Annotated in this window: 19 protein-coding genes; 6 read left to right on the top strand and 13 right to left on the bottom strand. The window is 69.6% G+C overall.

Going from position 1 to position 22052, the window contains the following annotated elements:
* Window positions 1-347: 347 nt before the first annotated feature.
* Genes nrdH through EUC46_RS07125 form a run of 4 tightly spaced genes read left to right on the top strand, consistent with a single transcriptional unit; the run spans window position 348 to window position 3784 of the window.
* Window positions 348-593, top strand: a complete 246-nt coding sequence (gene nrdH / locus EUC46_RS07110; RefSeq protein WP_128773483.1) for a glutaredoxin-like protein NrdH — start codon at window positions 348-350, stop codon at window positions 591-593.
* A gap of 19 nt (window positions 594-612) precedes the next feature.
* Window positions 613-1023, top strand: a complete 411-nt coding sequence (nrdI, locus tag EUC46_RS07115; RefSeq protein ID WP_128773484.1) for a class Ib ribonucleoside-diphosphate reductase assembly flavoprotein NrdI — start codon at window positions 613-615, stop codon at window positions 1021-1023.
* On the top strand, window positions 1008-3173 hold the full coding sequence (gene nrdE, locus EUC46_RS07120; RefSeq protein ID WP_128773485.1) for a class 1b ribonucleoside-diphosphate reductase subunit alpha: 2166 nt from the start codon (window positions 1008-1010) through the stop codon (window positions 3171-3173). Before nrdI ends, nrdE begins: the two co-directional genes overlap by 16 nt.
* A gap of 35 nt (window positions 3174-3208) precedes the next feature.
* The gene (locus EUC46_RS07125; RefSeq protein WP_128773486.1) at window positions 3209-3784 is read left to right on the top strand and encodes a hypothetical protein; all 576 of its coding nucleotides are present in this window, start codon (window positions 3209-3211) and stop codon (window positions 3782-3784) included.
* 427 nt (window positions 3785-4211) lie between these two features.
* Here the strand turns inward: EUC46_RS07125 and EUC46_RS07130 are convergent, their stop codons facing one another.
* Complete coding sequence (locus tag EUC46_RS07130) at window positions 4212-4520, bottom strand: thiamine-binding protein (RefSeq protein ID WP_128773487.1); 309 nt, start codon at window positions 4518-4520, stop codon at window positions 4212-4214.
* A 555-nt stretch (window positions 4521-5075) separates the two neighbouring features.
* Between EUC46_RS07130 and EUC46_RS07135 the strand changes: the two genes are divergently transcribed.
* Window positions 5076-6512, top strand: a complete 1437-nt coding sequence (locus EUC46_RS07135; RefSeq protein ID WP_128773488.1) for an LssY C-terminal domain-containing protein — start codon at window positions 5076-5078, stop codon at window positions 6510-6512.
* Window positions 6513-6944: 432 nt separating this feature from the next.
* Here the strand turns inward: EUC46_RS07135 and EUC46_RS07140 are convergent, their stop codons facing one another.
* Together EUC46_RS07140 and EUC46_RS07145 are read right to left on the bottom strand one after the other, a co-directional pair.
* Window positions 6945-8321 (bottom strand): replication-associated recombination protein A, encoded by a 1377-nt coding sequence (locus EUC46_RS07140; RefSeq protein WP_128773489.1) that lies wholly within the window; start codon window positions 8319-8321, stop codon window positions 6945-6947.
* Window positions 8322-8495: 174 nt separating this feature from the next.
* Window positions 8496-9119 (bottom strand): nucleoside/nucleotide kinase family protein, encoded by a 624-nt coding sequence (locus EUC46_RS07145; RefSeq protein WP_241655461.1) that lies wholly within the window; start codon window positions 9117-9119, stop codon window positions 8496-8498.
* A 275-nt stretch (window positions 9120-9394) separates the two neighbouring features.
* On the opposite strand from EUC46_RS07145, the gene EUC46_RS07150 reads away from it, so the two are divergent.
* Window positions 9395-9757 (top strand): hypothetical protein, encoded by a 363-nt coding sequence (locus tag EUC46_RS07150; protein ID WP_128773491.1) that lies wholly within the window; start codon window positions 9395-9397, stop codon window positions 9755-9757.
* 85 nt (window positions 9758-9842) lie between these two features.
* Here the strand turns inward: EUC46_RS07150 and EUC46_RS07155 are convergent, their stop codons facing one another.
* The 10 genes from EUC46_RS07155 to EUC46_RS07200 form a co-directional block, all read right to left on the bottom strand.
* Window positions 9843-10502 (bottom strand): response regulator transcription factor, encoded by a 660-nt coding sequence (locus tag EUC46_RS07155; RefSeq protein WP_128773492.1) that lies wholly within the window; start codon window positions 10500-10502, stop codon window positions 9843-9845.
* A 15-nt stretch (window positions 10503-10517) separates the two neighbouring features.
* Window positions 10518-11963 carry a sensor histidine kinase gene (locus EUC46_RS07160; RefSeq protein ID WP_128773493.1) on the bottom strand — a complete coding sequence of 482 codons (1446 nt, stop codon included), beginning with the start codon at window positions 11961-11963 and terminating at the stop codon, window positions 10518-10520.
* A gap of 88 nt (window positions 11964-12051) precedes the next feature.
* Window positions 12052-13374 carry a UDP-glucose dehydrogenase family protein gene (locus EUC46_RS07165; protein ID WP_128773494.1) on the bottom strand — a complete coding sequence of 441 codons (1323 nt, stop codon included), beginning with the start codon at window positions 13372-13374 and terminating at the stop codon, window positions 12052-12054.
* Window positions 13371-14402: a serine kinase gene (locus EUC46_RS07170; RefSeq protein ID WP_128773495.1), complete on the bottom strand. Its 1032-nt coding sequence runs from the start codon at window positions 14400-14402 to the stop codon at window positions 13371-13373. The genes EUC46_RS07165 and EUC46_RS07170 overlap by 4 nt, the downstream gene beginning before the upstream one ends.
* Window positions 14399-15604, bottom strand: coding sequence for a phosphotransferase family protein (locus EUC46_RS07175; RefSeq protein WP_164918772.1), 1206 nt, complete (start codon window positions 15602-15604; stop codon window positions 14399-14401). Before EUC46_RS07175 ends, EUC46_RS07170 begins: the two co-directional genes overlap by 4 nt.
* Window positions 15601-17394 (bottom strand): ABC transporter ATP-binding protein, encoded by a 1794-nt coding sequence (locus EUC46_RS07180; RefSeq protein ID WP_128773497.1) that lies wholly within the window; start codon window positions 17392-17394, stop codon window positions 15601-15603. Before EUC46_RS07180 ends, EUC46_RS07175 begins: the two co-directional genes overlap by 4 nt.
* On the bottom strand, window positions 17387-18511 hold the full coding sequence (locus EUC46_RS07185; protein ID WP_128773498.1) for a glycosyltransferase family 4 protein: 1125 nt from the start codon (window positions 18509-18511) through the stop codon (window positions 17387-17389). Before EUC46_RS07185 ends, EUC46_RS07180 begins: the two co-directional genes overlap by 8 nt.
* A complete protein-coding gene (locus tag EUC46_RS07190) occupies window positions 18512-19723 on the bottom strand; it encodes a glycosyltransferase (RefSeq protein ID WP_128773499.1) in 1212 nt (403 codons plus the stop codon). It abuts the gene before it with no gap.
* Window positions 19720-20913 (bottom strand): glycosyltransferase family protein, encoded by a 1194-nt coding sequence (locus EUC46_RS07195; RefSeq protein WP_128773500.1) that lies wholly within the window; start codon window positions 20911-20913, stop codon window positions 19720-19722. The genes EUC46_RS07190 and EUC46_RS07195 overlap by 4 nt, the downstream gene beginning before the upstream one ends.
* A 274-nt stretch (window positions 20914-21187) precedes the next feature.
* Window positions 21188-21901: a FadR/GntR family transcriptional regulator gene (locus tag EUC46_RS07200; protein WP_128773501.1), complete on the bottom strand. Its 714-nt coding sequence runs from the start codon at window positions 21899-21901 to the stop codon at window positions 21188-21190.
* Between the last annotated feature and the right edge of the window lie 151 nt (window positions 21902-22052).

Raw genomic sequence — 22052 nt, forward strand, 5'->3', positions numbered from 1 at the left:
TGGTTAACGGAGTGAATTCGTGTCGTACCCCTGTGAGACCGTCGTTCTGCGGAAGTCGCCCAAGGCTTTCAGTGCTTCTGGCCAGGGCCGGCCGGCGGCTGTCCACCCCTTATCCACAAGGGATCGGGGGCTGTCCACAAGGAGGAGGCGGGATGTGCACAAGACCACGACAGACACAGCATCTTGGGGTGGTGGCGAGCTTGCACCACTAGGGGTAGTGTCTTGTGTGGCAGGGGAGGCATGCCCTCCCGAAAATTGCAATGGTGTTGTTATACCGGTACAAGAGCCGTGTGCGGCGGTGCGCCGGGGTAGCAGCTCGCCTTAAACAATCGCAGGAAGGCCTCACGATGACGATTATCGTCTACAGCAAGCCCCGGTGCGTTCAGTGCACTGCCACCTACCGCGCCCTGGATAAGGCGGGCCTGTCCTATGAGACCGTTGATATCTCGCTGGACGTCGCGGCCCTGGACCAGGTGCGCTCCCTGGGGTACGCCCAGGCCCCCGTGGTTGTGGCCGGTGGCGAGCACTGGTCAGGTTTCCGCCCCGACAAGATCAAGGCCCTCGCTGCCGCTGCCGAGGCCGTCGCCATCTGATCGCGGGCGCCGAGCAGTCGTGAGGGACAAGCCCCTTCTGGTCTACTTCTCCTCCGCCTCGGAGAACACACACCGATTCGTGGGCAAGCTCGGCTTCCCTTCGGCGCGGATCCCGCTGCACCCCAAGGACCCCCCGTTGCAGGTGGGGGAGGAGTACGTGCTCCTCGTCCCCACCTACGGCGGGGGCTCTGTCAAGGGCGCCGTGCCCAAGCAAGTCATAAGGTTCCTCAACGACCCGCACAACCGGTCGTTGTGCCGCGGGGTGATCTCCTCGGGCAACACCAACTTCGGCGAGGCCTACTGCCTGGCCGGTGACATTATCGCCAGCAAGCTGGGAGTGCCCCTCCTCTACCGTTACGAGCTGCTGGGAACCCCGACCGACGTCGAGCGCGTCACACAAGGATTGGATGAGTTTTGGCAGACACGCTGACGGGCACCGGCTCTAACGGCTCTCATGCAGCGCTCCCCCCGGAGCTGGACTACCACGGCCTCAACGCGAGGTTGAACCTGTACGACGCCGACGGGCGAATCCAGTTCGACGCCGACCGTCAGGCCGCGCGCCAGTACTTCCTTCAGCACGTCAATCAGAACACCGTCTTCTTCCACGACCTGGAGGAGAAGCTGGAGTACCTGGCCGAGGAGGGCTACTACGAGGCCCACGTCCTGGAGGCGTACTCCCCGGAGTTCGTCAAGGCCGCCTTTGCGGCCGCCTACGCCCATAAGTTCCGCTTCGAGACCTTCCTGGGGGCGTTCAAGTACTACACCTCCTACACGCTCAAGACCTTCGACGGCAAGCGCTACCTGGAGCGCTTCGAGGATCGCGTCACCATGGTGGCCCTGGCCCTGGCCGACGGCGACGAGCAGCTGACCCTGGACCTCATTGAAGAGATGATGACCGGCCGCTTCCAGCCGGCCACCCCCACTTTCCTCAATGAGGGCAAGGCGCAGCGCGGGGAGCCGGTCTCCTGCTTCCTGGTGCGCATCGAGGACAATATGGAGTCCATCGCCCGAGGCATTAACTCCGCCCTGCAGTTGTCCAAGCGCGGCGGCGGTGTGGCCCTGCTGCTGAGCAACCTGCGGGAAATGGGCGCCCCCATTAAGCGCATTGAGAATCAGTCCAGTGGCGTGGTCCCGGTCATGAAGCTCCTGGAGGACTCCTTCTCCTACGCCAACCAGCTCGGCGCCCGCCAGGGTGCCGGCGCGGTGTACCTCCACGCCCACCACCCGGACATTATGCGGTTCTTGGACACCAAGCGCGAGAACGCCGATGAGAAGATCCGCATTAAGACCCTCTCCTTGGGGGTGGTCATCCCGGACATCACCTTCGAGCTGGCCAAGAACAACGAGGACATGTACCTCTTCAGCCCCTACGACGTCGAGCGCGTCTACGGGGCGCCCTTCGCTGACATCAACGTCACCGAAAAGTATCGGGAAATGGTGGACGACGGGCGCATTAAGAAAACGAAGATCAACGCCCGCGCCTTCTTCCAGACCCTGGCCGAGATCCAGTTCGAGTCCGGGTACCCGTACGTCATGTTCGAGGACACGGTGAACCGCGCCAACCCCATCAAGGGCAAGGTCGTCATGTCGAACCTGTGCTCCGAGATCCTTCAGGTGGGCGAGCCCAGCCGGCTCAATGAGGACCTGTCCTACGCGCATGTCGGCAAGGACATCTCCTGCAACCTGGGGTCCCTCAATATCGCCAAGACGATGGACTCCCCGGACTTCGCCCGCACCATCCGCACCGCCGTGCGCGGTCTGACGGCGGTCAGTGACCAGACCCGCCTGCCCAGTGTGCCCTCTATTGACCGCGGCAACCGGGAATCCCACGCCATTGGCCTGGGGCAGATGAACCTGCACGGCTTCCTGGCCCGGGAGCGAATCCACTACGGCAGCGAGGAGGGCCTGGATTTCACCAATGTCTACTTCGCCTGCGTGCTGTATGCGGCGCTGGCCGCCTCCAATGAGCTGGCGGTGGAGCGCGGGGAGAGTTTCGTGGGCTTCGAGGACTCGGCTTATGCCAGTGGCGAGTTCTTCGAGAAGTACATGACGCAGGATTTCGTCCCGGTCACCGAGAAGGTCAAGGCGATCTTCGAGGCGTCCTCGGTGAAGGTCCCCACCCGCTCCGACTGGGCGGAGCTGGCGGCCAGGGTCAAGGAGGGCGGCCTGTACAACCGGAACCTACAGGCGGTGCCGCCCACCGGTTCGATCTCCTACATCAATAACTCGACCTCCTCGATTCACCCGATCGTCGCCAAGATTGAGATCCGCAAGGAGGGCAAGATCGGGCGCGTCTACTACCCGGCGCCCTACATGACGAATGACAACCTGGAGTACTACCAGGACGCCTATGAGATCGGCCCGGAGAAGATCATTGACACCTACGCGGCGGCCACCCAGCACGTGGACCAGGGCCTGAGCCTCACCCTGTTCTTCCCCGACACGGCCACGACCCGCGATGTCAATCGCGCCCAGATCTACGCCTGGCGCAAGGGCATTAAGACCCTGTACTACATCCGTCTGCGCCAGGCCGCCCTGACCGGCACCGAGGTCGAGGGCTGCGTGTCCTGCATGCTGTGAGACGGCAGTAGATACCTGAACAGAGGGAAGTCGCGGTGGCGAAGGTTGCTTACGGCGACGAGAGTATTCGGCGCACGGGTGTTCCGAAGTCAATGTATTTGCTGGGTGCGTATATCTGTGATGACAGCCATCCTGATCTTGCCGATGATTTATCTGGGTACGCACGTAGTCGAGGTAAGCTCCACTGGAGAGATCATGTTCCGAAAAATAAGGTTGCTGTGTGTCTCACTATTGGTCGTCATGATGCCCTGCACGTCGTTGTGATGGCTTCTCCTCTTCCTTCAGGGGGTGGCGGTGAGGAGCGTGCCAGGCAGCGAGCACTTGTTAATCTTGCCGTGATCCTCGATTCGGAGTTCGGCGTGAGCGAGCTTGTCCTTGAGCGGCGGCAGCGTGTGCAGGATGAGAAAGATGAGTGCAGCATCGCCTTGGCGCGCCAGTCGCAGGTGGTGGGAAGCACGTTTCGCCTTAAGCACAGGTTCGGCCGCGAGGAACGGCGACTCTGGGTTCCGGACCAGGTGGTCGGGGCGTTGGGTGATCATCTTGCTGGCATGGACACTGGCTGGAAGCATATCGCTGGCCGTGTGCGGCTAGAGAAGATTGACCCCAGGTAGGAAACGCGAACGCCGGGCCCACATGACAACACGGGTGCACCGGCGCTTACTTCCACTCCGCACCGTGGTGCGGCGGCAGTTCAGTATGACCCCGAAGGAGATAGCAGGTCAATCCCTGCAGGTAGCGTGCGCGAAACCCGGCTCGCCCACCGTCCGGAAGGCTGCCGGGCTCACTTCAGAGGGCTACTGCCCCAAGTCCTACCACCATAGATCAGGGTCGACCCGTCGTGCCAGAGGGGTTCACCACGGGTGACATGTCGTGGCCGGCCCGTCCAGACCTATGACCTGGGCGCTGGGGCCCGGCGTCGGCCCGGTACCCTGCCCGCAGCACTGCGCGGGCCGGCGTCGGCCCGGTGTCGAGCTCCGCCGTCGTCAGGTCCACCCCGTCCCATAGCGGGGCGCGGTGGCGTCTTCGGGCTTGCGGCTCTCAGCCTTGGTCCCGCAGGTGGGCCTCGACGCGCTCGACCTTCGCGGTGAGCTGCCCGGTGAAGCCCGGGCGGATGTCCGCCTTGAGCACGAGGCTCACGCGCGGGCTGACCTCGCCCACCGCCTCGCAGGCGCGCTTGACCACTGCCATGCACTCATCCCACTCGCCTTCCAGGGTGGTGAACATCGACGTCGTCTCACAGGGCAGGCGCGACTCGCGGCACACGCGCACCGCCCGGGCGACCGCTGCGGACATCGACCCGTCCGGGTCGTCAGTGGTGGATGGGGACACGGAGAAGGCCACGAGCATGGCCCCAGCGTAGGTCGGCCAACCGCCGTGCGAGCGCCGAACCGAAGGATCGCCGGAACCGGTGCTGATCCGGGCTTCGACCGGTCCCGGCGGGAGGGGCGGTGCGCATTCTCCTTCTGCCGCGCGGGGGCGATGCGGGCGCCCGGGGCATCCCCAGGCCTGGCAGTTATCTCATGCTCGAGGGTAGTTATCTCAAAAACTCGGTTGTTATCTCATACCGGGGGCTGTTATCTCATATGAGGGCCTGTCCGCGCGTTGGCCTGTGATGCCGCCGCCAGGATGAGGCGATGCGGCACCGTGCCGTGATCGCCGGCGATGTCGGATCCCGGCGCCCCGGTGATCCCGACGATCACGCGCCCGCCGGGATCGCGCGCGACCCTCCGCCCAAGGCGCGCACCAAGAGTGGCGATCAGCTCGGAGGCGGTACCGGTACGAGAGATCGGCGGGGTGAGGGGTGCTTCGGTCTCGGGGCCATGACCCGATTGTGTCCATGCCGACGGCGCTCCGGCCCCGCGGTCTGTCGGGCCGAGGATTCAGAACGGATATCATGCGCCCATGACCGTGCCCCCGGCGATCCCTCTCCCCGATGCTGACAATGAGAGGGCGGTGATCACCCGCGACCGCCCATCCCGCCCCCCGGTTTACCGGGCGGGCTCGGCCAAACTATCGATGGCGGGGGCGCGCCGGTGGGGTGTTGACGAGGTTCTCGACGCGGTGTTCTTCGCCGTCGCCGCCCTGGCCACCTTATGGTTGGCGTGGGTGCTGCTGGGATCGGGCTGGCGCCTGCACCCGCGCCTAGTGATCAACCTCGTGCTGTTCTGGGCGGTTCTGGCCTATTTGGCCCTGCCTCGCCTGCACCAGGTCCTGACCTGGCTCTACGTGCCGGACTACTTCATCGGCCGCACCCGCACCGCCGACGGGCTGCTGGGCGACCCCGTCAACCTCGCCGTCCTGGGGGACGAGGAGGGCATCCACGAGGCCATGGCCGCCGCCGGATGGGTGCGCGCCGACCCCATTACCCTGCGCTCATCGTGGGGCATCATTGTCTCCTCGGTGCTGCGCTGGTCCTACCCCGCGGCCCCGGTATCCGACCTCATGCTCTTCGGGCGCAAGCAGGACTTCGCCTACCAGAAGGAGGTTGAGGGCAACCCCGCTCAGCGCCACCACATCCGCTTCTGGCATGTGCCGCAGGGCTGGGTGCTGCCCGGCGGCCGGAAAGTGGACTGGCTGGCCGCCGCCACCTACGACCGCTCCGTGGGGCTGTCGACCCTCACCTTCCAGGTGACGCACAAGATCGACGCCGATATTGACGTTGAACGCGACTACGTGGTCGACGACGTGCGCTGGGCCAGCCGGGCGGCGCAGCTGGAGATCTGGCCGGACTTCTTCACCGCCTACCACGATAAGAACGGTGGTGGGGACAGGGTCGTCACCGATGGCGATCTCTACGTCCTCAACCTGCACGAAGTGACCCCGGGCGCACCGAACTCGCAGCACAGTGGAGAACTTGCACAAGCCAGACGGCATGAGGCAGGGGCGCGACGACGTCGCCCGCCAGAGCTCATTGGCGCCGTCCTGCTCCTGGTGCTGCTGGAGATTGTCAATACCGTCCGGTTCTTCAGCGACGAGGGGGTTGCTGAGGCGATCAGGAGCGTTCAAACCCCGGAGGACCCGGACCTCGCGCGCTCAGCCGTGGGCGTGGTCGTCATTATGACGATCCTGGTCATGGCGGTCATTGCCGCACTGGCAGTGGCCATCTGGTTCGGCCACCCGCGCTGCCGCATCGCCCTCATGGTGTTCCTGACCCTCAATATCACCAGCGTCATGACTCAGGTCTTCGCCGTCGGGTTCCGGCACGCCTCCTGGGGCCTGATCGTTTCGGCGGCCTTGAGCGTGCTGACGCTCCTGACCATGTCCTCCCGCTCCTTCCACCAGTGGGAGTGGGAGCGCAAAACCGAGCGCTTGGCGAACCGTTCCCCGGCCGGGTCCTGAAGAGGCGTCCTGCGGCTGCCCCCCGTGTCGTCATGCGTCGTCCACTGCGCCGGGGTGCGGGCAGGTCGGTGGTGGAGCGCGGGCGGCGTCCCAGGCCCGGGGAAGGGGCAGTCCTGCCCGTTCCCCGAAGGGGCGTCAGATCCTACGGTAGGAAGATGAAAAAACCTCGACATCCGCGACGCAGTGTCCTGTTGGTTCTGCTCACCTCCATTGCCCTGGCGCGGCCAAGCTGGGTCCCTGAACACGACTGGATCTGAGTAAGTCCGGACGGCCGGCCCTCCTCGCCAACCAACCCTCCAACGTTTTGCTCACAGGACAACAACCAAGGCCGTTGTCCTGTGAGCAAAACGTTGGAGGGGATTGGAGGGGAGGGGGCGTCGGTCGGGGGCGGCGGGCGTTGGAGGGGAGGTGGCGTCGGGGCGGTGCTCCTGGCTACTGCGCTCCCGGCCCCTCGTCGGTCGCCTCCCGTGCGACTGCGGCCCGGTCCTCCTGGTCGCGGTCGTGCTGCTCCTGGAGACGCTTGTGAGTGCGCAGGTGCTCCCACGCGGCCAAACGATCGCCAACAACCCGCTCGTAGCCTTGAGTGGTGGGCCGGTAAAGCCGCTCGCGCTCCATGCCCTCGGGGAAGTAGTCCGCCCCGGAGAACCCCTCCGGGGTGTCGGGGTCGTACTGGTAGCCCCTGCCGTAGCCGAGTTCCTTCATCAGGCGCGTGGGGGCGTTCAAAATATGCGCCGGCGGCATGAGCGACCCGGTGCGGCGCGCCAGCTTCCGGGCCGCGCCCAGACCCCGATACACCGCGATCGACTTCGGCGCTGTCGCCAAGTAGACCACGGCCTGCGCAATTGCCAGTTCCCCCTCCGGGGAGCCCAGACGCTCATAGACGTCCCATGCCGCCAGGGCCTGCTGTACCGCCTGCGGGTCGGCGATCCCCACATCCTCGGTGGCGAAGCGCACCAGGCGGCGGGCTATGTAGAGAGGGTCCTCCCCGCCGTCGAGCATCCGCGCCAGCCAGTACAGGGCGGCATCGGGGTCCGAGCCGCGCATGGACTTGTGCAGCGCCGAGATGAGGTTGTAATGCCCCTCTTGCGACTTGTCGTACAGCGGGGCGCGCTGCTGCACGAGGCGGGCCAGGCCCGCCACGTCAAGCGGCCTGCGGACGGTCTGCAACTGTTCAATGAGGTTGAGCAGGTAGCGCCCATCGCCGTCGGCCATGGCTATGAGCGCCTGCCGCGCCTCGGCCTCCAGGGGCAGGGGCCGGCCATTGGCCCGCTCAGCCCGCTCGGCGAGCGTCGTCAGTGCGGCCTCGTCCAGGCGCCTGAGGACGAACACCCGGCAGCGGGAGAGGAGCGCCCCATTGAGCTCGAAGCTGGGGTTCTCCGTGGTCGCGCCGACCAGCACAATGGTGCCGTCCTCCACATAGGGCAGGAAGGAGTCCTGCTGGGCGCGGTTAAAACGGTGGATCTCGTCAATGAACAGGAGCGTGCCCTGCCCCACCGCGCGCCGCTTGCTCGCGGTCTGGAACACCTTGCGCAGGTCGGCGACGCCGGAGAAGGTGGCCGACAATGGCTCGAACACCAGATCGGTGTGCTCGGCCAGCAGCCGTGCGATCGTTGTCTTCCCGCACCCCGGCGGCCCCCACAGGATCATTGACACCAGTCGGTGCTCGCCGACCATGCGCCCAACCGGCCCCCCGGGGCCCAGCAGGTGCTCCTGCCCCACCACCTGGTCGAGCCCTTGGGGGCGCAGCCGGTCGGCGAGCGGTCGGCTTGTCTGGTCAGGTTCGAACAGCGACAGAGGATCCTGGCTCATGGCCCGCCTCCTTCATTCGCGCCCTCCGGCGGTCGGCTCCCACGGACATTCGCGCCCCTCCGGCGGTCGGCCCCCGCGCCCGCTGCTGAGCAAACCCACAGTAGCCGCGCCGGGCACCGATCGACAGTGCGCACCAGCGTTGTCGCGCCCGGCCCAGCGCGCTCAGCGCCGCGCTCAGGCCAAGGACCAAACCTCGTCGCAGCGGGAGGCACTGGCCTCCACCAGATGAGCGTTGGGAAGGTCCACAGTGCGCACCCAGTGGGCGGCCGCGGCCCGATTGCGACCGAAGGCCTCATGGCGGGCCACCAGCCGTGCGACAAGCTCGGGCTCTGCGACCTTCAAGAAGATCAACAGGTCAATGCGCCGGCGCACCGCCGCCCAGCCGGGAGAGTCCAGGGCCAAATAGTTGCCCTCGGTCACCACCGCCCCCGGTCCGCGCACCAGGGCCCCGGCGGCCACCGGTTCATGCAGGTCACGGCGGTAGACCGGTACCGCGACCGGGGCGGCGCCCTCGGCCCGCACCCGGTCCAGGACCGCCAGGTAGCCCTCGACGTCGAAGGTGTCTGGCGCTCCCTTGCGGCCATGGCGGCCCAACTCGTCGAGAACCGCGTTGGAGTAGTGGAACCCGTCCATGGGCACGCTGCCGGCCAGCAGGCCGCGGTCGCTCAACTCGGCCTCCAGCTCGCCGGCCAGGGTGGACTTCCCCGACCCGGGCGCGCCCGTCAGCCCGACAATGACGCGCCCACCGGGCCGGGCGGTGAGCAGGGTACGCACTCGAGTGATGAGGCCGGCGCGCAGGGAGGTCGGGTGAGAGTCGTTCACCAGATCATTGTGACGGGTCGGCGGCGCCCGGCGCAGTGGCAGGGCCCGTTCGCCGCCGCGCCCGTGGCCGGACTGCGGCGCCCGGCGCACAGTGGGGCGCCGGGAGGGCGGGCGCATGACCTCCCGGGGCCTGGCGCTCGGCGCACAGTGAGAGGGACAATAAGAGAATTCTCATGAAGCCTTGATCCCCACCTCACAACCGCGCAGTGCACTGGAGTGACAGTCGGGCCGGCCCCGTTGAGGAGGACATTATGGCTGAGCACACGCGACTGGCCAGCCTGCTGGTCATGATTACGGCAGCCGGCTTCCTGCTGGGCGCGCTGCTATTCACCTTGGCCAACACCTCCTCCTCCGGCGTGCGCAGCCCCGGCGTCACAGTCACCGGCCGGCCCACCAGCACGGTGACGGATCCATCCACGGCCGCGACCGCCCTGCCCGCCGCCGAGCCGAGCCCGGAGGCGCCGGCCGTGGAGGCGCCAGTGGGGGCCGACCCCGTTCTGCCTGCACCGCCCGTGCTCGTCGACGACGACGATGACCTCTACGACTCTGACGGCCCCGATGCCGACGACATCGACGATGACATTGACGACGATGATGACATCGACGACGACTAATGCCGGCTAATGCAGACTAATGCCGGCGCCCACGATGAGGCGCCCATGATCATGTCAATGCCGCCGGTTAACGCGCTCCGCGCCCTCAGCGCAGCCGGTAGCCCATGCCGCGCACCGTCTCGAAGCGCTCCTTGCCGAGTTTGGCCCGCAGGTAGGACACATACACATCCACCACATTCGAGCCGGGGTCGAAGTCGTAGCCCCACACCGCCGACAACAGCTGTTCTCGGCTGAGCACCTGGCCGGGGTTGCGCAGGAAGGTCTCCGCCAGGGCGAACTCCCGGGCGGAAAGATCCACGCTGCGCCCCTCCACCTGCGCCCGACGCGTGCGCAGGTCCAGGGACAGGCCCTGATGGTCCAGGACCATGGCCGAGGCCTGCGGCTGCCCAGTGCGCACGCGCAGTCGGATCCGGGCCAGCAGTTCCTCGAAGCTGAAGGGCTTAGGCATGTAATCGTCGGCCCCTCCTTCCAGGCCGGCGACCCGGTCGGCCACCGAGGAGCGGGCCGTGAGCATAATGACCGGTGTGCTCACCCCCTGGCCGCGCAGGCGCTCCAGGACCTCAAAGCCGTCAATATCGGGCAGGCCCACATCCAGGACAATGAGATCCACGCCCCCCGCCACGGCCAGGTCGACGGCCTCCTCACCCAGCGCCGTCGTCATAGTGGTGTAACCCGCCGCCTTGAGGCCCTTGGCAATGAAAGCCGTGATTCGAGCCTCGTCCTCCACAATGAGGATCGTGCTCATGGGGTGCTCCTCTCCTCAATTCTCCTCAATCTCCGGTCCCGGCTCACTGAGCAGGGGCAGGCGCAGGGTGACAGTGGAGCCTTCACCCACAGTCGAGGCAATGTCGAGGCTGCCACCGTGGGCGGTCGCTATGGACTCCACAATAGCCAGGCCCAGGCCCGATCCGGGGGCCCGCTGGGAGGCTTCACGCCCCCGCCCGAAGCGCTCCCGCACCAGTGCCATCTCCTCGGCGGGGATCCCAATGCCCTCGTCTGTGACCCACAGCAGTATCTCATGGTCCTCAACGCCGGAGCCCAGCGCAATCCGGGAGCCGGTCTCGGAGTACTTCACGGCGTTAGCGGCCAACTGGAGCCACGCCTGGGTAATGCGGGCCGGGTCGAGGAGGGCGTTGACAGCGGTCAGGCCCGCCAGCACCCACTGGCGTTCACCCAGGGCGCGCGCCTTGTCGAAGACCTGGTCGGTCAGTGTCGCCACTTGGCAGAGCTCAAGGCGAATGAAGTCGGCCTGATCGGCCTTGGCCAGGGTGAGGATGTCATTGACGAGCACCCCCATGCGGTCGAGCTCGTCGAGGGCCAGGTCCCGGGTGAGCCGCACATCCTGGGGGGAGGTCGGGTCAATGAGCTCAAGGTGGCCGCGCACCACGGTCAGGGGGGTGCGCAACTCGTGGCCGACGTCGTCGAGCAGGTTGCGCTGGGCCAGGACGGCGTGCTCAACCCGGTCCAGCATGCGGTTGAAGCCGATGGCCAAGGAGCTGAGCTCGTCGCGACCGCTGACCGGCACCCGGCTGGTCAGGTCGGATTCGTCAATGGCCTGTGTAGCGCGCTTGAGGTCGGCTACGGGCCGCAGGAGGCGAACCACGAGGAAACGGGCCATGGCGATGACGACCACCACGCACACCAGGCCGGCCAACGCGTACAGGATCATGGTCCGGCGCAGTTCGGCGGCGGTGGCGTCCATGTCGACCACCCGCACCAGCGCCCCCTGCCCGGTGTCGAAGATAACTGGCACCACCAGCACCCGGTAGGTGCACCGGGAGGTGGTCACCGTTTCAATGACCGTCTGGGAGCCACTGACCCAGGGGGCGACGGCGCTCATGAGCTCGGCGTCATCCTCCGGGCGCAGGGCCACCTCCGTGGGCGCCAGCCATCGCGGCTTGGACTCCACGAAGGCCATCTCGCCCTCCCCGGGGGCGACGACGCTGCGCTCCAGGTAGGTGCGCAGGACCGCTGAGGCGTCGGTGAAGGGCTCGCGGGTGCGGGGGTCGGTGCCCTCCACGGCCAGGATCCGCAACCCCTCGGCCTGCCGCTGCAGCTGGGCGGTGGTGGAGGCGTTCAGGTGGCGGCCCTGCAGGACGCCCACAATGGTCCCCGAGGTCACCAGGGCCACCCCCGCCACCAGGGCCATGGTGAGCAGGATCCGGGTGCGGATAGTCGTCCACGACGTCGGCAGCCTCACCCTCATTGCTCTATTGTGCCGAGGGCCTCCCCCGGGCGACCAGGACCGGCACGGCGGGTTCTGGCGCCCCGGGCCCCGCCCGGGCCCGGGGCGGTCATGGACGGCCCAGTCCGGTGTAGGACCAGCCCGCATTGCGCCACCTGGTCGGGTCCAGGGCGTTGCGGCCGTCAATAATGGCGGGGCGGGCCACGTGCTGGGCGGCGGCGAAGGGGTCAAGGTCCACGAAGTCGCTCCACTCGGTCAGGAGCAGGACCAGGTCGGCGCCCTGAAGTGCGCGTACCGGATCGGGCTCGGTGCGCAGATGCGGGTAGTGGCGGCCTACCGCCTCAAGGGCCCTGGGGTCGCACACGGTCACCCGCGCCCCCATCTGCGCCAGCCGCTCGGCGACGTCGAGCGCGGGGGAGTCGCGAATGTCGTCGCTGTTGGGTTTGAAGGCGGCCCCGAGGACGGTGACACGGGCCCCGGCCACGTCCCGGCCCAGCTTGGAGGCCGCCAGTTCGGTGACGCGGCGGCGCCGCCGCAGGTTAATGGCGTCAACCTCCGCCAGGAAGCGAACGCTCTCCCCGGCACCGATCTCCTGGGCCCGCGCCGTGAAGGCGCGGATGTCCTTGGGCAGGCAGCCGCCGCCGAAACCCACCCCGGCCCGCAGGAAGCGTCGCCCAATGCGCGGGTCGTGACCAATGGCCTCGGCCAGGGTGACAACGTCACCGCCGGTTTTCTCACAGATCTCCGCCATGGCGTTAATGAAGCTGATCTTGGTGGCCAGGAAGGAGTTGGCCGCCGTCTTGGTCAGTTCAGCGGTGGCGAAATCGGTGAGGATGCGGGGCACCGAGGCGGCGAGCATCTGGGAGTACACGGCGTCCAGCGCCGCTTGCCCACGATCGGCGCGGTCCGGGTCGGCGGACAGGCCGTAGACGATCCGGTCCGGGTTGAGCGTGTCGGCCACCGCGAACCCCTCCCGCAGGAACTCGGGGTTCCACACCAGGGCCGCCCCCAGTGGGGCGAGCCGCTTCTCCACGGCCGCGGCCGTCCCCACCGGGACCGTGGACTTACCGGCCACCACGGTGGCGCCATCGCGGGGCAGCGTCCGGCACAGCATGCCCACGGCCCGCCACAGGTGACTGAGGTCGGCCGCCTTGCGCCCCGGTGTCTGCGGTGTGCCCACGGCCAGGAAGTGGACCTCGACGCCGGCCAGGTCCGCCGGCGAAGGGCTGGTGGTGAAGCGCAGGCGGCCACTGTTCAGGCCCGCGGTGAGCATGGTGTCGAAACCGGGCTCGTGGAAGGGGCTGAGCCCCTGGTTCAGGCGCGCCACCTTGGACGCGTCGACATCCACCCCCAGCACCTCGTGGCCCAGGTGGGTCATGCAGGCGGCGTGCACCGCCCCCAGGTAGCCGCATCCGATCACGGAGATCTTCATGTCGCTGACTCCTTCATCATGGTGGTGGTCGGTTCAATGGGGGCGCTCAGGCAGTGGTCCACCCAGTCCGCCAGCCAGGGCCAGGCGCTGGGCCGGTAGGCGTGGACGCAGGCCAGGCGCAGTCGCGCGCCCTGGCGGTAGACGGAGACCCGCTCCGGGCTGGTGGGCAGCGCCCGGCCCATGGCCTCCAGGAGCCCCAGGACACGGTTGAGCCCCGCCGCCCCCAGCCGCCCCTGAAGGCCGGCGAGCTCCACGTGCGCCAGCAGGTTCCCCAGATCCAGGGCCGCCTCGGCCCGGCAGGCGGTGTCCAGGTCGAGGAGGGACAGCGCGCTGCCGTCCCACAGGAGTTGGGCGTCGTGGAGGTCCCGGTGGGCGGGCACGAGCGTCCCGCCACCCTCCTCCAGGGCCCGGCAGACGGCCGTGACCTGCCGCCCCAGGGCCTCGGGGGCGGGCAGGAGGCCGTGGCGGGAGGCGGTGGTGAACCACTGCCACAAGACGGCGGCCTCCTGCCCGCCCCGGTGCGCCGCCAGGCCCTCAGCGCCCGCGGGGCCGGCCACCAGTCCGGGCCAGGCCGCGGCCAGTGCCTCCCAACCGGCCCGGCCGGCCTCACCGAGCGAGTAGAGGCTGCTGCCGGGCAGCAGCGCCGTGTCGATCCTGGCCGGCTGGGAGTCCAGGATGCGGGCCGCACCCAGTCCGACGGCCCGGATCAGCGGCTCCAGCGCCCGGTGCGCGCCCAGCGCCTCCTGGGCGCGCCCGGGGCGCAGGAGCTTGATGGCCCGCTCACCGGTGAGGACGACGGCCCGGCGGTGGAGCCGGTGGACCACCAGCGTCCCCCCGAGCCCGGGGTGCAGGGCGGGCAGGCGAGGGTCTGTGGCGAAGGGGGAGGGGTGCAGGCTCCCGGTGGGCGTCACCCGTGCGGCCCGCAGGCGCCCGGCCCGGTCGCGCAGCTCGACGCTCAGCCCCCCGCCGCGGTGCGGCCAAGCCCGGTGCAGCCCGGCGATGCCCATCAATATGGTGGCGGTGCTCATGGTTCCCCCCTCTCCAGGCGGCTCAAGGAGGCGCCAATGGCCTCGCGCCAGAGCGGGTCGGCGCGGCGCAGCGGATCGACCAGGCGCAGCAGGCGGGAGCGGGTGACGGCGCGGCCCAACTCCCCGCCCCGGGGCAGGGCCCCTCCGGCCCGCTCGTAGCCGGCCAGCATGAGGTTGCCGGCCGGTAGCGCGCACTCGGCCAGGTAGGAGCCCAGGTCGTCGGCGGCCGGGCCCAGGCAGGCCCGCTCGAAGTCGGTCAACCACAGGCGCCCGGAGGCGGAGTCCATGAGCACCTGGTCCGGTGAGGCGTCCCCGTGCGTCAAGACGGCCTGGTCGGCCCCGGTCGGGCCGCCGGGGCCATTGCCGACGACGGCCCCCTCCGCCCCGCCGGCGAGCCGTTCCAGCAGGCGCCGCAGGCGGGCGGCGAGGTCGGGGGCGAGCAGGTCCAGTAGGCCCACATGGGCGCTCACCTGGGCGTGCAGGTCACTGCGGCCAGTGGCCAGGCGGTCCCGCAGCCCCGGGGACAGCCCCCCGGTAGAGGCGTGCAGGGCCGCCAAGAGCTCGCCGGCGCCCATGTGCGCCGCCGCCCGGGCGCGCGGCCCGACCCCGGACGCCCCCGCCAGATCCATGTCCCCCACCCGGCGCCCGGCGCTTATGTGCGCATCGGCGTACCAGGCGGAGACCCCGGTCTCCTCCGGCAGGGGGATGAGGCCCCGAAGGCAGCGCCCCAGCTCGCGTGCGAGCGCCTGGGAGGCGGAGCTCACGCGCACCACCGAATGCGATTCGGCCACCACGAGGCGGCGCAGGGGGTTGTACCGCAGCACCCGCCCCGGATCCAGGGCGGAGAGCAGTCTCAGGCTCTGGGCGCGGTGCAGGTGGGCCACCAGTGCCGGGTCGGCCGCCAGGGGGCCGCTATCGACCACCAGCCCCCCGCCCAGCTCCTGCTCGCGGGTCCAGGTGCCGGCGAGCTCGGCGCGGCGCCGGGCGGTGGCCGCCTTGGAGCGGCTGACCGGCCACAGGAAGCGGCCCCAGCCGGCCGGCAGGCCGCTGTCCGTGTCCGCAAGGGCGATGATGACCGCCACGTCCGGCTTGACCCGCAAACGGGTGGCGCGCACCGCCCGCCCCAGGAGGCCGCTCAGCCAGTCCTCGTCCAGGACCCTGTCGACCACCTCTGCCGTGCTCATGGTTGTCCGCCCGGTCATGGCCGCCCCTGCAGGGATGCGGCGCCGTCGGTGCGGGCCCATTGGCGGAACACCTCAGAGGTGGCCAGGAGCCGGTCAGGGGGGCCGTCCAGGACGATCCGCCCGTCCTCGACCCACACCACGCGGCCGGCCCGCATGGCGACCTCGGCGTGGTGGGTGACCATGAGCGTGGTGCGCCCCCGCACCAGGGTGTCGATGGCGTCCAGGACCAGGGCGGAGGACTCGGGGTCCAGGCCGGTGGTGGCCTCGTCGAGGATCACCACCGGGGTATTGCGCAGCAGGGCCCGGGCGATGGCTATCCGTTGGCGCTGCCCCCCCGAGAGGGTCCCGCCCCGCTCGCCCACGGGGGTCTGGTATCCCTGGGGCAAGGCGGTTATGAAGTCGTGGGCGTGGGCGGCCCGGGCGGCGGCCACGATCTCGGCGTCAGTGGCGTCCTGGCGGCCCAGAAGAATATTGTCCCGGATGGTGCCGGTCAGCAGGACCGCGTCCTGGTGCAGCACCGTGACCTGCGAGCGCAACTCGGCCAGGTCCAGGGCGGGCAGTGGCATCCCGTCGAGGGTCACCACCCCGGCCACCGGGTCCAGGGCGCGCACCACCAGGGACACCAGGGTGGACTTGCCCGACCCGGAGGGCCCCACCAGCGCCAGGTGCTCCCCGGGCTCGACGACCAGGTCGACGCCGTGGAGCACTTCGACGTCGTCGTAGCGGGTACTCACCGCCGACCAGCGGATCTGCCCGCGCACCGCCCCCAGGCGCAGGGGCTCGGCGGGGGAGACAATGTCCTTGGGTACGGCCAGTAGGTCGGCCACCCGCTCCCCGGAGGCCGCGGCTCGGGAAATGCGCCCGGTGTACTTGGCCATGTCGCGCAGGGGCTTCATGGTGGTGCGCAGGTAGGAGGTGAATAGGACCAGGTCCCCTACGGTCATGGCGCCCTGGAGCACTCGCAGCCCGCCGCCGACCATGACGGTGGCCGTGGCCAGGCCGACAATGACGTCCGTGCCGCGCTCCAGGCGCGCAGCCAGGCGCAGGGAGCGCACCCCCTCGGTCAGGGACTTGCGGTTGGCGCCGGTGAAGCGGCGCTCCACCAGGGATTCCAGGCCGTAGGCCTGCACCACCTTGATGGAGGCCAGGGACTCCTGCGCCGTATTGGCCAGGTCCCCCTCACCGCGGCGGGTGCGGCGCGAGGCGGCGGTAATCCGCTGGGAGGTGCCCCGGGAGGAGAGCGTGAAGGCGACGACGGCGATGACAACCACCGAGGCGAGCAGTGGGTCGAGCACCACCATCACCACGAGCATGACCAGTAGGGTCGCCACATTGGCCACCAGCGGCAGGCCGGCGGTGACGGCGACCTCCTGCATGCGGGCCACGTCGGAGACAATGCGCTGAACGGTGTCGGCACTGCGGTTGCGGGCGTGGAACTGCTGGGACAGCCCCTGCACGTGGCGGAAGACGCGCGCCCGCAGTCCGGCCGCGGTGCGCGACCCCACGAGGGCGAAGCACACGGTGGCCAAGTAGTTGCAGGCCGCCCGCAGGCCCACGACGGCGATGAGGGCCGCCCCGCAGCCCACTAGCAGCAGCACGGCGTTCAGTGAGGGCCCATGGGCCCGGATCATGCGCTCCAGGATCGAGTCGATGACGATCTTCATGGGCCAGGGCTCCATTGCCCGGAAGGCGACCTCCAGGAGGAGGGCGACGGTGCCGGCCGCGACCAGGCCCAGGTGGGGGCGCAGGTCGGGTCCCACCAGGTGCAGGCTGCGGCGCAGCGAGTTCAGGGAGTAGGACTCAGCCATGACCCACCCCCGCGTAATCCATGATGGCGTCGACGACGCCGGCCCAGGAGTGCCGCTCCTCGGCCCGCCTCCGGCCCCGCCGCCCCAGTTCGGCGCGGCGGGCGGGGTCCAGGGCCAGGGCGTCTATCGCCCGGGCCAGGGCCTGCGGTGAGGAGGGCGGCACCAGGGTCCCCAGGCCCTGGAGGATGTGGGGGATCTGGCCCACCGCCGAGGCCACCACCGGCAGCCCGGCGGCGAGGTACTCGTAGACCTTGAGGGGGGAGAAGTACTGCTCGCCCCCCTGCGCATCCCGCGGGTAGGGGGCGACGCCGATGGCACAGCCCGCCAGGTGAGCGGGCATGTCCGCCGGGGGGATGGCGCCGCGGAAGTCGACGTTCAGATCAAGGCGGTGGGCCAGGTCCTGGAGCCGGGCCCGCTCGGGGCCGTCCCCGAGGATTCGCAGCTCCCATGGGGCCCGGGCGACTGCGGCCGCCCGGAGCAGGTCGGCCACGCCGTGCCACGGTTTGAGGGTGCCCACGAAGACCACCACCACCGACCCGGGTTCCTCCGGGGCGGGGGTAATGCGGGTGGTGGACACGCCGTTGGGCACCGTGTGGGCGCGCGCCTCGGGGACGTGCTCGTTCACCCACTGGCGCACGGGCTCTGAGACGCAGATGGTGGCCGCGGCGGCCCGGGCCTGGGCCGCCAGGGCACGCCAGGCGGCGTTGTGGTCGACCAGGGTCCGGTGAGCGCGCTGCTCGTCAATCAGGGGGGCGTTGACCTCTAGGACGCCCACTGCGCTCGAGGCGCCGGTGACGGCGGCCAGGGCGGTGGAGAACAGGGAGTAGCGCTCCAGGACCAGGTCGGCGCCGCGGTCGAGAATCCGTGCGGCGATGCGCCGGGAGGCCCGGGCCTGGGCCCGCTCTCGCGTGGCGGGGTCGTGGGCCGCCACCGGCTCACCGACCACCTCCAGGTCGGCCAGGTCGGCGGGGACCTGACTGCCCCGGCGGGTCGCATAAACCACCACCTCATGGCCGCGGGCGCGCAGCTCGCGCACCACCTCCTGAATGTGGACGCTGGCGCCCTTGGTCCCGAAGACGGGGACGCCGGGGTCAATGCACACGTAGGCGACGCGCATTTACCGCTCACCCGCCTGCGGGCTCTCCCAGGCGGCCAGCACCGCGGCCTGCTGACGGGAGTCGAAGCGCTCCTCAATGAGGGCGCGGGCGGCCCGCGCCAGCCCGGCCAGGTCCACCTGGCCCCCGGCGACCCGGGCAATGGCCCCGGCCAGGGCGACGGCGTCGCCCGGCGGTAGGAGGATGCCGGTGCGGCCGTCTTCGACGACCTCGGGCAGGCCGGTCACACTGGTCGCCACCACGGGCGTGCCGCAGGCCATGGCCTCCAGCACCACCGTGGGCAGGCCGTCAATATTGCCGTCCCCGCCCTCCAGGCAGGGGGCGGCGAAGAGGTGCGCCCGCCCCAGCAGGGAGCGGACCTCGGCCTGGGTGCGGGCCCCCAGAAGCCGCACCACCCCGGTGAGTTCGAGCTCGACCACGCGGCGGGCCAGGCGGTCGGCCAGCTCCCCCTCCCCGGCAATGTCCACCTCCAGCCGGTACCCGCGCCCCACCAGGTCGCCGACCGCCTCAAGCAGCACCTCGAAGCCCTTCTTCTCCACCAGCCGGCCCACGGCCAGCACGCGCAGCGGGGTGCTGACCTCCAGGGGGGAGCGGAAGGGGAAACGGTCCAGTTCCAGGGCGTTGTAGCGCAGGCTCACCCGGGCCCCGGTTCCGGCCAGGACCCGCCCCAGGTAGGCCTCGTTGAAGCGGCTAATGGCGATAACCCGGTGGGCGTCGGCGCCCAGGCGCCGCAGCCAGTCCATATTCACCGACTCGTGAAAGATGTCCTTGGCGTGGGTGGTCACCGTGAAGGGCACGCCGCTCAGGCGCGAAGCGATCCAGGCCACCCGGCCCGCCAAGGAGGCGAAGTGGGCGTGAATGTGGGTAATGCCGTCGGCCAGCACCGCCTGGGCCAGCGCCACCCCCTGGGCGACCTCGTCGCCGGGCAGGGTGGCCAGGGCGGGCATGAGGGCGGCGAAGCGCTCGCGGAGCACCGGGTCCTTCAAACCGGCGCACAGTTGGCGCCATAGGTCGCAGCCCTTCAGGGGGCGGGGCAGCCACCTCACCGGCGCGGACACGCGGGCGATCTCAGGGTGGAAGCGGGAGTCGGTGGTCGGGCGCAGGGCGTAGATGTTCAGCGTCTCCCCCTGGGCCTCCCGCGCCAGGATCTCGGTGACCACGAAGGTCTCGGAGAAGCGGGGGTAGACCTTGAGGACGTAGCCGATGCGAGTCATTGCGCACCCCCTGCCAGGGCCAGGGCGCAATGGCCCCCCAGCACGATGGTCGCCCGACGGCCCGCAATGTCCAGCCCGTCGCGGGCCAGACCGGAGCGGTCCACGCTGTGGTGCACTGCGGTGCGGGCCCACTGGCCGAGCGCTCGGGGGCTCAGGTCCTGCTGCCTGATGACGTCGACGGCGCCGGCGCGCTCCAGGGAGCGGGCTCGGATGAGCTGTTCGCGTCGGGGCTCCTCCCGGGGCGCCACGAGGGCGGGGGTGGAGGTGGCCAGCACCTCGACAATGGTGTTGTAGCCGCCCATGGTGATGACGGCGCTGGCCGCGTGCAGGTGCCCGCCCAGGCCCGGCAGGCAGCGGTGGACGCGCGTGCGGGGCCCGGCCAGCGCCTGGACGGCCCGGAAAGCGCCCTCACTGAGTTGGGGGCCGGCGACCAGGAGGTGGTCGTGGCCGGCGGGCGGCGTCATCCGGGCCGCCGCGCGCAGTAGGGGCTCCCCGTCGGCCCCGCCGCCGACCGTGGTCAAAATGAAGGGGGACTCCGGCGGCGCGGCGCCGCGGTCGCAGGAGGACCGGCCCAAGGAGAGGTAACCGGTGAAGTGGGCCAGGTCCCGCAGGGCACTGGGAACCTCCCCGGACGCGAAGGGGTCGTGGACAGTCGGGTCGCCGTAGACCCAGATCTCGTCAATGAGCCGGCGCAGGAAGCGCGGGTGCCCCAGGGCCCGCCACTCCGCGGCGGCCGCCTCGGGAGCGTCGAGGACGTCGCGCAGGCCCAGCACTATCCGGGTGTCGGGGTACTCCTCCTTGAGCCGCCGCAGGGGGGCGTGGAGTTCCCCGCCCACCCCGTGCAGGTGCCGGTCCACAATGACCAGTCCCGGGGCGAGCCCGACCAAGGCGGAATGGAGGATTGCCGAACGCAGCGCGATCAATGGGCCGAGTCCGGTCAAGAGCCGCCGGGGGCGGTAGTGGGCCCCGGCCTTGGTGACCCCCGGCAGGGTCAGCCAGTCGAACCCTTCGGGCAGGGGGTATGGGGGGATCGGGGCGAGCCCGGTCACCAGCAGCCCCGTGGCGTGGCGCCCGGTGGCTTGTGGGAGCGCCGCCGACAGGTGGTGCGCGATGGCGAGATTACGTCGTAGGTGCCCCAGTCCCACAGAGTCGTGGCTGTAGAGCAGAACCCGATGCGGTTGAGCCTCCATAGGCCTTGCACCCCCGTTCCAGGAACCGTCCTTCGGTCCTGCCTCGAGCGTGACAACGGAGGGTCAAATGCCCGTGAAGCAATCATGAGAGTCTTTTCAGACTCGGGGCCCACCCGGGCGCGAACGCGGGGCCCGCCCGGGGTGTCGGGGACCTGCGCCCTGCGCGGCGGCGTGGCCGGCGCGGCGGCCGGGACGGGCAGAACCGGGCAGAACCGGGCAGAACCCGGCAGATCGTCCTGGGCCCTTCGCCCCGGTCCTTAGTCCTCAGGGGTCCTTAGGGCAGGTGGGCCTGATCCAGGCCGTCCTCCAGGAGGGCTTCGCGGACCTCATTGACGAGGTCGTCCATGTGTGCTCGCGCGCTGATCGGGTCGCCTGCGGCAATGGCCCGGGCCACACCCTCGTGCCCGGCCAGGGCGCGCGGCTTGGGGTGGCGGGGCATGAGCCCCAGGCGGGTGCGCCCCATGAGGACCTCCTGCACCGGAATGGTCAGTGCCCGCAGGGCGGCGTTGCCCGAGGCCGCCAGGATGAGGGTGTGGAATTCGATGTCGGCTTGCAGGAAGGTGTCGCTATTGCCGTTGGAGGCCTCCGAGCGCAATGTGGCGGCGAGCTCGACGAGTCTGCCGGCCTGCTCCGGCTGGGCGCGCCGCGACGCCGCGGCCGCCGCAGTGGGCTCAATGGCCGAGCGCAGCTCAGTGAGCTCACCGAGCACCTGGACGCGCTGGGGGCCGCGCAGACGCCACCGGATCACCGTCGGGGCCAGCACCGCCCACTCCCGCGGGGGGAGAACCACAATCCCGACGCGCCGCCTCGACACCGCTAGATCATATGATTCGAGCATTCGCATGGCTTCTCGCGCGACGGTACGGGAGACGTTGTAGCGCTCCTGGACCTCGTCGAGCCGGATGACGTCGCCGGGGCGGATCTCGCCCGCCGTGATCCGAGTGCCCAAGTCGTCAAGAACGGTGGTGTGAAGCGTTGTTGCCGGCACCAGGGGCTCCTCTCGGGGGAAGTGGTCAAGGTGGATGGCGGCCCTGCGGTCGCAGGGTGCGGCGGGGTGATCCCAACCACAAACACATCCTAAAGGTATGACCAGCAATACCGAAAAGGTATTATCTTAATTGTCGTTCAGGACGACATCA

Source organism: Actinomyces oricola (assembly GCF_004104015.1).
GTDB lineage: Bacteria > Actinomycetota > Actinomycetes > Actinomycetales > Actinomycetaceae > Actinomyces > Actinomyces oricola.